12 protein-coding genes and 1 tRNA gene are annotated in these 12,312 nt (G+C 73.4%); 3 read left to right on the top strand and 10 right to left on the bottom strand.

From position 1 onward, the window contains the following. Positions 1-2 precede the first annotated feature (2 nt). Positions 3-626, top strand: a complete 624-nt coding sequence (locus tag ACK8HX_RS01925; RefSeq protein WP_411939338.1) for a DNA-3-methyladenine glycosylase I — start codon at positions 3-5, stop codon at positions 624-626. Between the two features lie 69 nt (positions 627-695). On the opposite strand, the gene katG is transcribed toward ACK8HX_RS01925, so the two are convergent. From katG to ACK8HX_RS01890, 7 genes are all read right to left on the bottom strand, one after another. Then, positions 696-2,909 carry a catalase/peroxidase HPI gene (gene katG / locus ACK8HX_RS01920; protein WP_411938949.1) on the bottom strand — a complete coding sequence of 738 codons (2,214 nt, stop codon included), beginning with the start codon at positions 2,907-2,909 and terminating at the stop codon, positions 696-698. Positions 2,910-2,974: 65 nt separating this feature from the next. Then, a complete protein-coding gene (locus tag ACK8HX_RS01915) occupies positions 2,975-3,409 on the bottom strand; it encodes a Fur family transcriptional regulator (RefSeq protein WP_411938948.1) in 435 nt (144 codons plus the stop codon). 214 nt (positions 3,410-3,623) lie between these two features. Continuing rightward, positions 3,624-3,696: transfer RNA gene (locus ACK8HX_RS01910), tRNA-Ala, on the bottom strand. 66 nt (positions 3,697-3,762) lie between these two features. Then, positions 3,763-4,431, bottom strand: a complete 669-nt coding sequence (locus ACK8HX_RS01905; RefSeq protein WP_411938947.1) for a histidine phosphatase family protein — start codon at positions 4,429-4,431, stop codon at positions 3,763-3,765. After that, complete coding sequence (rsfS, locus tag ACK8HX_RS01900) at positions 4,428-4,808, bottom strand: ribosome silencing factor (RefSeq protein ID WP_411938946.1); 381 nt, start codon at positions 4,806-4,808, stop codon at positions 4,428-4,430. The genes ACK8HX_RS01905 and rsfS overlap by 4 nt, the downstream gene beginning before the upstream one ends. After that, a complete protein-coding gene (nadD, locus tag ACK8HX_RS01895) occupies positions 4,805-5,437 on the bottom strand; it encodes a nicotinate-nucleotide adenylyltransferase (protein WP_411939337.1) in 633 nt (210 codons plus the stop codon). The genes rsfS and nadD overlap by 4 nt, the downstream gene beginning before the upstream one ends. After that, positions 5,434-5,688: a hypothetical protein gene (locus ACK8HX_RS01890; protein ID WP_411939347.1), complete on the bottom strand. Its 255-nt coding sequence runs from the start codon at positions 5,686-5,688 to the stop codon at positions 5,434-5,436. Before ACK8HX_RS01890 ends, nadD begins: the two co-directional genes overlap by 4 nt. A gap of 534 nt (positions 5,689-6,222) precedes the next feature. Between ACK8HX_RS01890 and ACK8HX_RS01885 the strand changes: the two genes are divergently transcribed. After that, the gene (locus tag ACK8HX_RS01885) at positions 6,223-7,272 is read left to right on the top strand and encodes a glycosyltransferase family 2 protein (protein ID WP_411938945.1); all 1,050 of its coding nucleotides are present in this window, start codon (positions 6,223-6,225) and stop codon (positions 7,270-7,272) included. On the opposite strand, the gene ACK8HX_RS01880 is transcribed toward ACK8HX_RS01885, so the two are convergent. Then, positions 7,257-8,549 carry a glutamate-5-semialdehyde dehydrogenase gene (locus ACK8HX_RS01880; RefSeq protein ID WP_411938944.1) on the bottom strand — a complete coding sequence of 431 codons (1,293 nt, stop codon included), beginning with the start codon at positions 8,547-8,549 and terminating at the stop codon, positions 7,257-7,259. The genes ACK8HX_RS01885 and ACK8HX_RS01880 overlap by 16 nt on opposite strands. A 197-nt stretch (positions 8,550-8,746) precedes the next feature. Here ACK8HX_RS01880 and pdxY point away from each other — a divergent pair, with 197 nt between their 5' ends. After that, on the top strand, positions 8,747-9,601 hold the full coding sequence (gene pdxY, locus ACK8HX_RS01875) for a pyridoxal kinase PdxY (protein WP_411938943.1): 855 nt from the start codon (positions 8,747-8,749) through the stop codon (positions 9,599-9,601). A 45-nt stretch (positions 9,602-9,646) separates the two neighbouring features. Here pdxY and proB read toward each other — a convergent pair whose 3' ends face one another. Both proB and obgE read right to left on the bottom strand, forming a co-directional pair. Continuing rightward, positions 9,647-10,780 carry a glutamate 5-kinase gene (gene proB, locus ACK8HX_RS01870; RefSeq protein WP_411938942.1) on the bottom strand — a complete coding sequence of 378 codons (1,134 nt, stop codon included), beginning with the start codon at positions 10,778-10,780 and terminating at the stop codon, positions 9,647-9,649. After that, positions 10,780-12,306, bottom strand: coding sequence for a GTPase ObgE (gene obgE, locus ACK8HX_RS01865; RefSeq protein ID WP_411938941.1), 1,527 nt, complete (start codon positions 12,304-12,306; stop codon positions 10,780-10,782). Before obgE ends, proB begins: the two co-directional genes overlap by 1 nt. Positions 12,307-12,312 lie beyond the last annotated feature (6 nt).

Here is a 12,312-nt window from a genome sequence, read left to right as displayed (position 1 = left end):
GCGTGGGCGACCCCGGCAGCGTGGGCGACCCCGGCCTCGTCGTCGGGGAGGACGGCCTGGCCCGGCCGGTGTGGGCCTCGGTCGACCCGATGCTGCGCGACTACTACGACACCGAGTGGGGCATGCCGGTCCGCGACGAACAGGGACTCTTCGAGCGGCTCTCGCTCGAGGCGTTCCAGTCGGGGCTGTCCTGGGCGACGATCCTGCGCAAGCGCCCGGCCTTCCGCACCGCGTTCGACGGCTTCGACCCCGAGGCGGTCGCGCGGTACGACGAGCGCGACGTCGAGCGCCTCATGGCCGACGCCGGCATCGTCCGCAACCGCGCGAAGGTGCTCGCCACCATCCGCAACGCCGGGGCCACGCTCGCCCTGCGCGAGGACCCCGACGGCGACCTCGCCCGGTTCGTCTGGTCCTTCCGCCCGGCCGACACCCCGCGCCCCCGCACGTACGCCGACGTGCCCACGACCTCGGCCGAGTCCGTCGCGCTGTCCAAGGCGCTGAAGCGGAAGGGGTTCGCCTTCGTCGGCCCCACGACGATGTACGCGCTCATGGAGGCGGTCGGCATCGTCGACACCCACCTCCTCGGGTCCCACCGCCGCGGCACGAGCGGCGTCTGGCCCGCCTGACGCGCCGCACGACGACCGCGGCCCGGGTCCCCTGGAGGGGCCCGGGCCGCGGTGGTGTCGGACCGGCTGTCAGCGGTGCAGGTCGAAGCGGTCGAGCTCCATGACCTTGGTCCACGCCGCGACGAAGTCGCGGACGAACTTCTCCTCGGCGTCGTCGCTGGCGTACACCTCGGCGATCGCGCGGAGCTGAGCGTGCGAGCCGAACACGAGGTCCACGGCGGAGGCGGTCCAGCGGGTCTCGCCGGTCGCGGTGTCCTTGCCGTCGTAGACGTTCTCGTCGGACTGCGAGGGGCTCCACTCCGTGCCGGGCGCGAGCAGGGTCCGGAAGAAGTCGCCCGTCAGCTGCCCCTTGCGCTCGGTGAACACGCCGAGCGGGGAGTCGCCGACGTTGGCGCCGAGGACGCGCAGGCCGCCCACGAGGACGCTCGCCTCGGGCGCGGTGAGGGTCAGCAGGTTCGCGCGGTCCAGCCACAGCGTCTCCGGCGAGAGCTTCTCGCCGGGGCGCAGGTAGCTGCGGAACCCGTCGGCGCGCGGCTGGAGGACGCGGAACGACTCGACGTCGGTCTGCTCCTGCGTGGCGTCGGTGCGGCCCGGGTGGAACGGCACGGTGACGTCGTGGCCGGCGTCTCGGGCCGCCCTCTCGACCGCGGCAGTGCCGCCGAGGACGATGAGGTCGGCGAGGGACACCGAGGCGCCGCCGCGGCCGTCGAAGTCGCGCTTGACCTGCTCGAGGGCGCTGACGACGGCGTCGATCTCGGCGGCGTCGTTGGACTCCCACGAGCGCTGCGGCTCGAGGCGGATGCGGGCGCCGTTCGCGCCACCGCGCTTGTCGGTGCCGCGGAAGCTGGCCGCGGACGCCCACGCGGTGCGGATGAGCGCCTCGCGGCTCACCCCGCTGGCGAGGACCGCCTCCTTGAGGTCCGCGACGTCGGCGTCGGACACGAGCTCGCCCTCGCGCGCGGGCACCGGGTCCTGCCAGGGCTGGGCCTCGGGCACCCACGGGCCGAGGAAGCGCTCGACCGGGCCCATGTCGCGGTGGAGCAGCTTGTACCAGGCCTTGCCGAAGGCCTCCGTGAACGCGTCGAAGTCCTCGAGGAAGCGGCGCGAGATCGCCTCGTAGGCGGGGTCGGCCCGCAGCGCGAGGTCGGTCGTCAGCATGGTCGGCGGCCTTGTCAGCGAGCCGTCCTCGGGGTCGGGGAAGGTGTTCGCGCCGGCGCCGTCCTTGGCCTGCCACTGGTGGGCCCCCGCCGGGCTCTTGACGAGCTCCCACTCGAAGCCGAAGAGGTTCTCGAAGAACTTGTTGCTCCACTGCGTGGGGGTCTGGGACCAGGTGACCTCGAGGCCGGAGGTGATGGCGTCGCGTCCCTTGCCGGAGCCGTGCAGGCTCTTCCAGCCCAGGCCCTGCGCGTGCACCGGGCAACCCTCCGGCTCGGGGCCGACGAGGTCGGGGTCACCGGCCCCGTGGGTCTTGCCGAAGGAGTGGCCGCCCGCGATGAGGGCGACGGTCTCCTCGTCGTTCATCGCCATCCGCTTGAACGTCTCGCGGATGTCGCGCGCCGCCTTGAGCGGGTCGGGCTCGCCGTTGGGCCCCTCGGGGTTGACGTAGATCAGGCCCATCTGGACCGCGCCGAGGCTCTCGCCGAGCTCGCGGTCACCGCTGTAGCGCTCGTCGCCGAGCCAGGTGTCCTCGGGACCCCAGAAGACCTCCTCCGGCTCCCAGACGTCGGTGCGGCCGAAGGCGAAGCCGAAGGTCGGGAAGCCCATGTCCTCGAGGGCGACGTTCCCGGCGAGGACGAGCAGGTCGGCCCAGGAGAGCTTCTGGCCGTACTTCTGCTTGACCGGCCACAGCAGGCGCCGGGCCTTGTCGAGGTTGGCGTTGTCGGGCCAGGAGTTCAGCGGGGCGAAGCGCTGCTGGCCGTCGCCCGCGCCGCCGCGGCCGTCCTCGATGCGGTACGTGCCGGCCGCGTGCCAGCTCAGCCGGATGAAGAGCCCGCCGTAGTGGCCGAAGTCGGCCGGCCACCAGTCCTGCGAGGTGCGCATGACCTGGACGATGTCGGCCTTGACGGCGTCGACGTCGAGGGTCTGGACCGCCGCGGCGTAGTCGAAGTCCGGGTCGAGCGGGTTGCCCTTCGACCCGTGCGTGTGGAGCACCGACAGGTCGAGCTGGTCGGGCCACCAGTCCTTGTTGGTGCGGGGCCGGTGGGGCTTGGGGGTCGGCGCGTCGATCGCCGGGTTCTCGCTCTCGCTGCCCTGTGCGGTCACGCCGTCATGGGTGTCGGTCACGGTCGTCCATCTCCTGTTCGGTGGTGCGGGTCGTGGTCGTGCCGGTCCGGGCGGGACCGGGCGGGTCAGGTGGTCGTCGCGGCGGCGAGGCAGTCGGGGCAGCGGCCCCAGTAGACAACCTCGGCCTCCTCGATGGCGAAGCCGTGGTCGTCCGAGGCGTGGAGGCAGGGCGCCGCGCCCGTGGCGCAGTCGACGTCGGCGATGGCCCCACAGGCCCGGCACACGACGTGGTGGTGGTTGTCGGCGACGCGCGCCTCGTAGCGGGCGACCGAGCCCATCGGCTGGATGCGCCGGACGATCCCCGCGCGGTTGAAGGCCGCGAGGCAGTCGTAGACCGCCTGGTGGCTCACCGCCGGCAGCGCGCGCCGGACCGTGCCGATGACGGTGTCGGTGTCGGCGTGCGGCGTCTGGTGCACCGCGGCGAGGACGGCGAGCCGCGGCTGGGTGACCCGCAGCCCGGCGGAGCGGAGCAGCTGCTCGAGCTCGGCCGTCGGGGTCATGTCGGCGACCCTGCCACCGTTACTTGAACGAGTCAAGACAGGGAGGCGTCATGGGTGTGAGGCGATCTGGTGGGGTCGCTGAGGGGAACCGTCGGTCGCTCGTCCCTCACGACCTCCGCCCGTGTGACCACGGGACCCGCCGAATCCCCGCCGTTCCGTTTCGCAAACGACAGAACGACCAGACGAAAAGCGTGTCTGGTCGTTCTGTCGTTTGTGGAGCTGAGGGGATTCGAACCCCTGACCCCCTCCATGCCATGGAGGTGCGCTACCAACTGCGCTACAGCCCCGGGTGGGACACCCCCGAAGGGGCGACCGCGAGTTTACGCAGCCACTCGCCCGGCGACCAAATCGGCTCAGGGAGGCGGGGTCCCCGGCACCGACTCGGCCCCCGACGAGGCGTTCCACGTGTGCAGACGCCAGCCCTCGCGCCCCTCGACGAGCTCGGCCCAGTGGCAGTTGCCCAAGGGTGCGAGGACCCGCCAGGCCACGTCCTGGTCGAGCCCGAGGAGCCACGCGACCCCGGCCCGACCCGCCGCACCGTGCGTCGCGACGACGAGGCACTCCCCCGGCCCGATGTCGGCGAGGTGCTCCTCGAGGGCCTCGCCGAAACGGGCGGTGACCTCCGCGAGCGTCTCGCCGTCGTCGCCCCGGCGGGCGTCCTCCCCGCGCCCCAGCGCGTCCAGGACCTCCGCCCAGCCGGCCCGCACCTCCTCGGTCCGCAGTCCCTGCCAGGCGCCGACGTGGATCTCGCGGAACCGCGCGTCGGTCTCGACGGGCAGCCCGATGACCCGTGACACCGCCTCCGCCGTCGAGCGGGCTCGCGTGAGGTCGCTGGAGACGAGGTGGGTCGGGTTGAGGGCCGCGATCGCCGGTCCCGCGGCCTCCGCCTGGCGCACGCCGCGCTCGGAGAGCGTCGAGTCGAGCTGGCCCTGCCAGACGCCACCGGCGTTGTGGTCGGTCTCGCCGTGACGCAGGACGACGACGCGGCGCGGCCCGGGCGACGCCATGGGGTCGGGGCTCACCGACCGCCCTGCTCGGTGCCGACGACGCCGAGGTCGAGCGCCGGGCAGTCCTTCCACAGCCGCTCGAGCTCGTAGAAGGCCCGCTCCTCGTCGTGCTGGACGTGGACGACGATGTCGACGAAGTCGATGAGGACCCAGCGACCCTCGCGCTGCCCCTCGCGCCGGACCGGCTTCGAGCCGAGGGCGCGCAGGACGTCCTCGACCTCGTCGACGATCGAGCCGACCTGGCGCTCGGACTCGGCCGAGACGATGACGAAGACGTCGGTCAGCGCGAGCTGTTCCGAGACGTCGATGCCGCTGATGGTCGTGGCGAGCTTGTCGGCGGCGGCGCCGGCGGCGGCGCGAGCCAGCTCGAGAGAACGGTCGGTGGCGGTCACGCTGCTCCTTGCGGTGGTGGTGCGTCGGCGTCGCCAGACGCCGTGTAGAGGCGGTGCTTGTTGATGTACTGGACGACGCCGTCGGGCACGAGGTACCAGACGGGCTCGCCGTCGCGGACCCGGTCACGGCAGTCGGTCGAGCTGATCGCCATCGCCGGGACCTCCATGAGGTCGACCCGGTCGGCGGGCAGCCCGGTCTCGGACAGCTCGTAGCCGGGGCGGGTCACCCCGATGAACTGGGCGAGCTCGAACAGCTCGTCGGCGTCCTTCCACGACAGGATCTGGGCGAGGGCGTCGGCGCCGGTGATGAAGAACAGCTCGGCGTCCGGGTGCTGCGCGTGCAGGTCGCGCAGGGTGTCGATCGTGTAGGTCGGCCCCTCCCGGTCGATGTCGACGCGGGAGACGGTGAACCGGGGGTTCGAGGCGGTCGCGACGACGGTCATGAGGTACCGGTGCTCGGCGGGGGCGACGTCACGCCCCTCCTTCTGCCACGGCTGGCCGGTGGGGACGAAGACGACCTCGTCGAGGTGGAGCGCGGCCTGGACCTCGGACGCCGCGACGAGGTGACCGTGGTGGACGGGGTCGAAGGTCCCGCCCATCACCCCGAGCCGGCGGCGTGCCTTGTTCAGTGCTGGTGCCCCGGGTGCTCGGGCCAGTGCGGGTCGGCGTCGCCGGTGGAGACCTCGTTGGGCCCGATGTGGGACTCCCCGTGCCGCGCCCCCGAGGTGTTGGGGCGGACGTACTTCTGCGCGGTGCCACGGAAGGACCAGGTGACGCCGAGGAGGAAGGCGAACGCGACGAGCGCGAGGACCCCGAAGACCCACGGGGGCATCGGCAGCTCGGAGTGTGCGGCCTCGGCGACGAGGAAGCGGGAGGTCATGGGCTCCACCCTAGCGGTTCGTCTGTCCACGGCTTTCGTCCACACCCCTGTGCACGGAGGGGTGCGTCCCGCACGATGGTTGTGGACGACACGCCGCGTCCTGAGATAGCACATCTTTTCTTCCCGATGCGCTTGCGGGGCAGTGTGATTCGGCACTAGAAAGGGCGTCACGCCCGAACGGGTCGACACCGGCGGGAGACTGTCGGGGTGGGCACGGGAGGGCAGGTCGTACGGATAACGGCACACCGGTCTCTCCGGGTCCACTCAGCAGGGCTCGCCCCGCGAGGGGGAGGACACACGCGCGCGACGGCGCTGGTGCCGCGGCCGACGGCCTGAGTCGAAGTCCGTCCCCTCGGGGACGGCGCCATCGTCGCGTGGCAGACCGACGCGGGAGACCGCGCGGACCGACCGGCTCGACACGTGGCGCGCAGCGCCGACGGAGGGCCCCCGATCTCATACTCGGGGGCCCTCGGTCGCGTCCGGGTCCGGCCGAGTCACCCGCCCGGGGAGGCGGGGCGACCTATCCTTGGCGCCATGCCCGACGCCGACGTCGACCTGACGGTCGTCATCCCCATGTACGAGGAGGAGGAGGTCCTCCCCCTCCTCGTCGAGCGGCTCCGACCGGTGGCCGACTCGTGGGGCGTCACCTACGAGGTCCTCTGCGTCGACGACGGCTCGACCGACGCGACCCCCGTCATCCTCCAGCGGCTTCGGCGCGAGTGGCCCCAGGTGCGCGTCGTCCGGCTGCGGGCCAACGCCGGCCACCAGGCCGCCATCTCCGCGGGGCTGGCTCGGGCCCGCGGACGCTGGGTCGTGACGATCGACGCCGACCTGCAGGACCCGCCCGAGGTCATCGGCGAGATGCTCGCCGTCGCCCGGGGGCAGCGGGTCGACGTCGTCTACGGGGTCCGTGAGGACCGCTCGAGCGACACCCCCTTCAAGCGGGTCACCGCCCGGGCGTTCTACCGCTCGATCCGACGGCTCTCCGACGTCGACGCCCACGTCGACGCGGGCGACTTCCGGCTGATGTCCCGCGCCACGGTCGACGCCGTCAACGCCCTCCCCGAGCACCACCGCGTGCTGCGGCTCGTCGTGCCGGCGCTCGGCTTCCCGAGCGCGTCGGTCGGCTACCGCCGCGCACCGCGGGCCGCCGGGGACTCCAAGTACCCGCTCGGCAAGATGCTGCGCCTGTCCATCGACGGGGTCACGGGGTTCTCGACCGCGCCCCTGCGGTTCGCGACGTGGCTCGGGCTGCTCGGCGGGGTCGCCGCGATCATCGTCCTCGCCTATGCGCTCGTGGCGATGCTCATGGGCAACACGCTGCCCGGCTGGACGTCGACGGTCGTCATCGTCTCGGCCGTCGGGGCGGTGCAGCTGCTCGCGCTCGGGATCCTCGGCGAGTACGTCGGGCGCACGTACAGCGCCCTGCAGGGGCGGCCGTCGTACTTCGTCGCGCACGACTCGCTCGAGGCGGTCGGAGGCGTCGGCGGCGACGCGGTCGGCGACACCCTCGGCGGCCCGGCGGGTGGCGCCGGGGTCGACGCCCCGGTCGAGGACCGCGGCGGGCCTCAGACGCGGACCTGACCGTCCCCTTCGACGACCCACTTCGTCGTCGTCAGCTCGGGCAGGGCCATCGGGCCGCGGGCGTGCAGCTTCTGGGTCGAGATGCCGATCTCGGCACCGAACCCGAACTCGCCGCCATCGGTGAACCGGGTGCTGGCGTTGACCATGACGGCCGCGGCGTCGACCTCGGCGGTGAAGCGGCGGGCGGCGGCGCGGTCCTCGGTGACGATCGCCTCGGTGTGGCCGGAGCCGTGGCGGCGGATGTGCTCGAGCGCCTGGTCGAGGCCGTCGACGACACCGACCGCCATCTCGAGGCCGTGGAACTCGGTGTCGTAGTGCTCCTGCGTGACCGCGTCGTGCGGGACGCCGGCGGTGTCGGCCTGCGCCCCGGCCTCGTCGTCGGTGTGGAGCGCGACGCCCTCACCGCTGAGGGCGGCGAGCGCCTTCGGGAGGAACTCGGTGGCGACGGCGCGGTGGACGAGGAGGGTCTCGGCCGCGTTGCACACGCTCGGGCGGTGCGTCTTGGAGTTGACGGCGATGGCGAGCGCCTTGTCGAGGTCGGCGGCGGCGTCGACGTACACGTGGCAGTTGCCGACGCCGGTCTCGATGACGGGCACGGTCGACTCGGTGACGACGCTGCGGATGAGGTCGGCTCCCCCGCGCGGGATGAGGAGGTCGACGAGGCCACGGGCCGTCATGAGCGCGCGGACCGCGCCGTGGCCGCCCTCGAGGAGGCCGACCGCGTCGGCCGGGAGGCCCTGCTCGGCGAGGGCGGCGCGCAGGACGGCGACCGTGGCCCGGTTGGTCTCGGCGGCGGCGCTTCCCCCGCGCAGGATCACGGCGTTGCCGGACTTCAGGCCCAGTCCGGCGGCGTCGACCGTGACGTTGGGGCGCGCCTCGTAGATCATCCCGACGACACCCATCGGGACGCGGACCTGGCGGATCTGGAGGCCGTTGGCGAGCGTGGAGCCGCGGACGACCTCACCGACCGGGTCCGGCAGCGCCGCGATGTCGCGCAGGGCCTGCGCGACGGCCGCGACGCGGGTGGCGTCGAGGCGCAGGCGGTCCTGGAGGCTCTCGGGCATGCCGGTCTCGCGGCCGCGGGCGAGGTCGCGCTCGTTGGCCTCGACGACCGTGTCGGTGGCGGCGTCGAGGGCGTCGGCGAGGGCGCGCAGGGCGGCGTCCTTCTCGGCGCGGCTGAGGAGGGCGAGCCGGCGGGCGGCGACGCGGGCGGCCTCGGCGAGGACGCGGACCTGCTCGACGTCGGCCGGGTCGATGCCGGTGGTGCGGTCGGACATGGTCCAAGCGTAAGTCCGCGCCCGGCCGCCCCGTTCCCGCCTCCCGACCCGCGAACGGGCCGGAGCCTCCCGACCCGCGAACGTGGGTGAAGATCGTCGGCGGGGCGACGATCTTCACCCACGTTCGCCGCGGAGCGGGGCGAGGGGCGGGAGCGGCGCGGACCGGCGCGGCGCGGCGCGGTGCGAGGATGGGCGATGTGACGACGATCCTGTCCATCCAGTCCTCGGTGGCCTACGGCCACGTCGGCAACTCCGCCGCCGTCTTCCCGCTCCAGCGCCTCGGCGTCGAGGTGTGGCCGGTCCACACGGTCCACTTCTCCAACCACACCGGCTACGGCCAGTGGCGCGGGCCGCTCATGCCGCCCGAGGACGTCCGCGAGGTCGTCACCGGCATCGAGGAGCGCGAGGCGCTCACCGACGTCGACGCCGTCCTCTCCGGCTACCAGGGCGGAGAGCAGATCGGCGACGTCATCCTCGACGCCGTCGCCCGCACGAAGGCCGCCAACCCCGACGCGATCTACGCGTGCGACCCGGTCATGGGCAACGCGAAGAGCGGCTGCTTCGTCCACCCGGCGATCCCCGTGCTCCTGCGCGAGAAGGTGGTCCCCCGCGCCGACCTCATCACCCCGAACCAGTTCGAGCTGGGCTTCCTCACCGAGACCGAGCCGGACGACCTCGACTCCACGCTCGCCGCGGTCGAGCAGGCCCGGGCGATGGGCCCGCAGACGGTGCTCGTCACCAGCGTCCTGCGCCCGGACCGTCCCGAGGGCACCATCGAGATGCTCGCCGTCCACGGCGACGGCGCCTGGATCGTCCAGACCCCGCACCTGCCGATGAAGGCGAACGGGTCCGGTGACGTCACGGCCGCCCTGTTCACCGCCCACCTGCTCGACACGCAGGACGCCGCGGTCGCCCTGGGCCGCACCGTCAGCAGCGTCTTCGACCTCCTCGACCGTACCCACACCTCGGGGCGCCGCGAGCTCCAGCTCGTGCAGAGCCAGGACGAGATCGCCAACCCGCGGATGCAGTTCGAGGTGCAGCAGATCCGCTGACTCGGAACCCTCGCACCAGAAGGTCGACGCAGGCGGGGGCGAGGGTCAGAGGACGACGAGGTCGTCGCGGTGGATGACCTCGCGCTCGTACGCCTTGCCCAGCTCGGCGGCGAGGTCGTGCGTCGAGCGACCCAGCAGCCGGGGCAGCTCCCCCGACGCGTACGTGACGAGACCCCGCGCGATGACCTGCCCGTCGGGCCCGCACACGTCGACCGGGTCGCCGGCCGCGAACGACCCCGTGACCGCGGTGATCCCCGCGGCCAGCAGGGACTTCCGCCGCTCGGTCACCGCCGCCACCGCACCCTCGTCGAGGATGAGGCTCCCGCGAGAGGTCGTCGCGTGCGCCAGCCACCGCTTGCGCGAGGCGCGGGTCGCGGCCGCCGGGGCGAACACCGTGCCGACGTCGGCACCCGCCAGGGCGCGGGAGACGTCGACGAGACGGGTCAGCAGCGTCGGGATGCCCGCCGCGCCGGCGATCCCGGCGGCCTCGACCTTCGTCACCATGCCACCGGACCCGACCGAGGACCCCGTGCCGCCGATCGTCACGGCGTCGAGGTCGTCCGTCGTCGCGACGAGCGGCACCCGCCGCGAACCCCCGCGCGACGGTGGCCCGTCGTAGAGGGCGTCGACGTCGGTGAGGAGCACCAGCCCCTGTGCGGCGACGAGGTCGGCGACGAGCGCGGCGAGCCGGTCGTTGTCCCCGAAGCGGATCTCCTGGGTCGCCACGGTGTCGTTCTCGTTGACGATCGGCACGATGCCGAGCTCGAGCAGCCGATCGAGGGTGCGCCGTGCGTTCGTGTAGTGCGAGCGCCGGGTCGTGTCGTCGGCGGTGAGCAGCACCTGCCCGACGGTCAGGCCGTAGGCGCCGAACGCCGCCTGGTACGCGGCGACGAGCGCTCCCTGCCCCACCGACGCCGCGGCCTGCTGGGTCGCGAGGTCGCTGGGACGGGTCGCCAGCCCCAGCGGGCCGATGCCGGCGGCGATGGCACCAGAGGACACGAGGACGACCTGGCGCCCCTCCCCCCGGCGCGCGGCGAGGACGTCGACGAGCGCGCGGAGCGCGACCTCGTCCAGGTGTCCCCCGTCAGCGGACGTCAGCGAGGACGACCCCACCTTGACGACGAGGCGCTGGGCGTCGCCCACCGCCTCGCGCAACCGCGCGGCGAGGTCGTCGGACATCACTGGTCCTCGTCGTCCGCGTGCGCCCAGTGGCCGGCGCGCCGCTCCGTGGCGAGCTCGTCGCGCGCGGCGGTCTGGGCGTCCTTGCGGGCGTGGAAGTCCTCGCGCTTCTCCGCGCGCGTCCGCCGGCCCTCCGGCTCGAGGCGCAGGTCGGTCCCGCGCGGCCCGGCGAGCAGCTCGGCCCCGGCGGACATCGTCGGCTCCCAGTCGAAGACGACCGCGTCGTCCTCGGGGCCGATGAGGACCGTCGAGCCCGCCACGGCACCGGCCTTGAGCAGGGCCTCCTCGACACCGAGGCGGCTGAGCCGGTCGGCGAGGTAGCCGACGGCCTCGTCGTTGGAGAAGTCGGTCTGGCGCACCCACCGGGTCGGGCGCTCGCCGAGGACGCGGAAGACCTCGCCGTCGGACGTGCCCTCGCGCCGCACGTGGAAGCCGCTGTCGTCGACGGCCCTGGGCCGGATGACGACGCGAGGGCGCTCGACGACCGCCGCCTCCAGCTCGGCCCGGGCTGCGGCCACGTGCCGGGCCAGCGCGAAGGTCAGCTCCTTGAGGCCGAGGTGGGCCACCGCGGACACGATGAACACCTCGAGCCCGCGCTCCTCCAGCATCGGCTTGACCATCTCCGCGAGGTCGCGCGCCTCGGGCACGTCCGCCTTGTTGAGGACGACGACGCGCGTGCGCTCCGACAGCGGGCGTCCTCCAAGGGAGTCGTCGGTGACGTAGGCGGCGAGCTCGGCCTCGATGACCTCGAGGTCGGTCATCGGGTCGCGGTTCGGCTCGAGGGTGGCGCAGTCGACGACGTGGACGAGCACGGAGCAGCGCTCGACGTGGCGGAGGAACTCCAGGCCGAGCCCCTTGCCCTCGCTCGCGCCGGGGATGAGGCCGGGCACGTCGGCGACGGTGTACCGCTCCGACCCCGCGGTGACGACACCGAGGTTCGGCACGAGGGTCGTGAACGGGTAGTCGGCGATCTTCGGCCGCGCCGCCGACAGCACCGACACGAGAGAGGACTTGCCCGCGCTCGGGAACCCGATGAGGGCGACGTCGGCGAGCGACTTCAGCTCGAGGACGACCTCGAGGGTCTCCCCCGGCTCCCCGAGGAGGGCGAAGCCGGGCGCCTTGCGGCGCGCGCTGGCGAGGGCCTTGTTGCCCAGGCCGCCTCGCCCGCCGCGGGCCGCGACGAAGGTCGAGTCGAAGCCGACGAGGTCGGCGAGGACGGTGCCGTCGCGGTCCTTGACGACGGTCCCCGCCGGGACCGGGAGGACGAGGTCGTCACCGTCGGCGCCGTTGCGCTCGTCGCCCGCGCCGGGCTTGCCGTTCGTCGCCTTGCGGTGCGGGGTGTGGTGGTAGTCGAGCAGCGTCGTCGACTGCGGGTCGACGGCGAGGATCACCGAGCCGCCCTTGCCGCCGTTGCCGCCGTCGGGGCCGCCGAGGGGCTTGAACTTCTCGCGTTTGACCGAGGCCACGCCGTGGCCGCCGTTCCCGGCGGCGACGTGCAGGACGACGCGGTCGACGAAGGTCGTCATGCCTGT

It is taken from the genome of Oryzobacter faecalis (genome assembly GCF_046764005.1).
GTDB lineage: Bacteria > Actinomycetota > Actinomycetes > Actinomycetales > Dermatophilaceae > Oryzobacter > Oryzobacter faecalis.
This window is presented reverse-complemented; position numbering and strand designations above follow the sequence as displayed.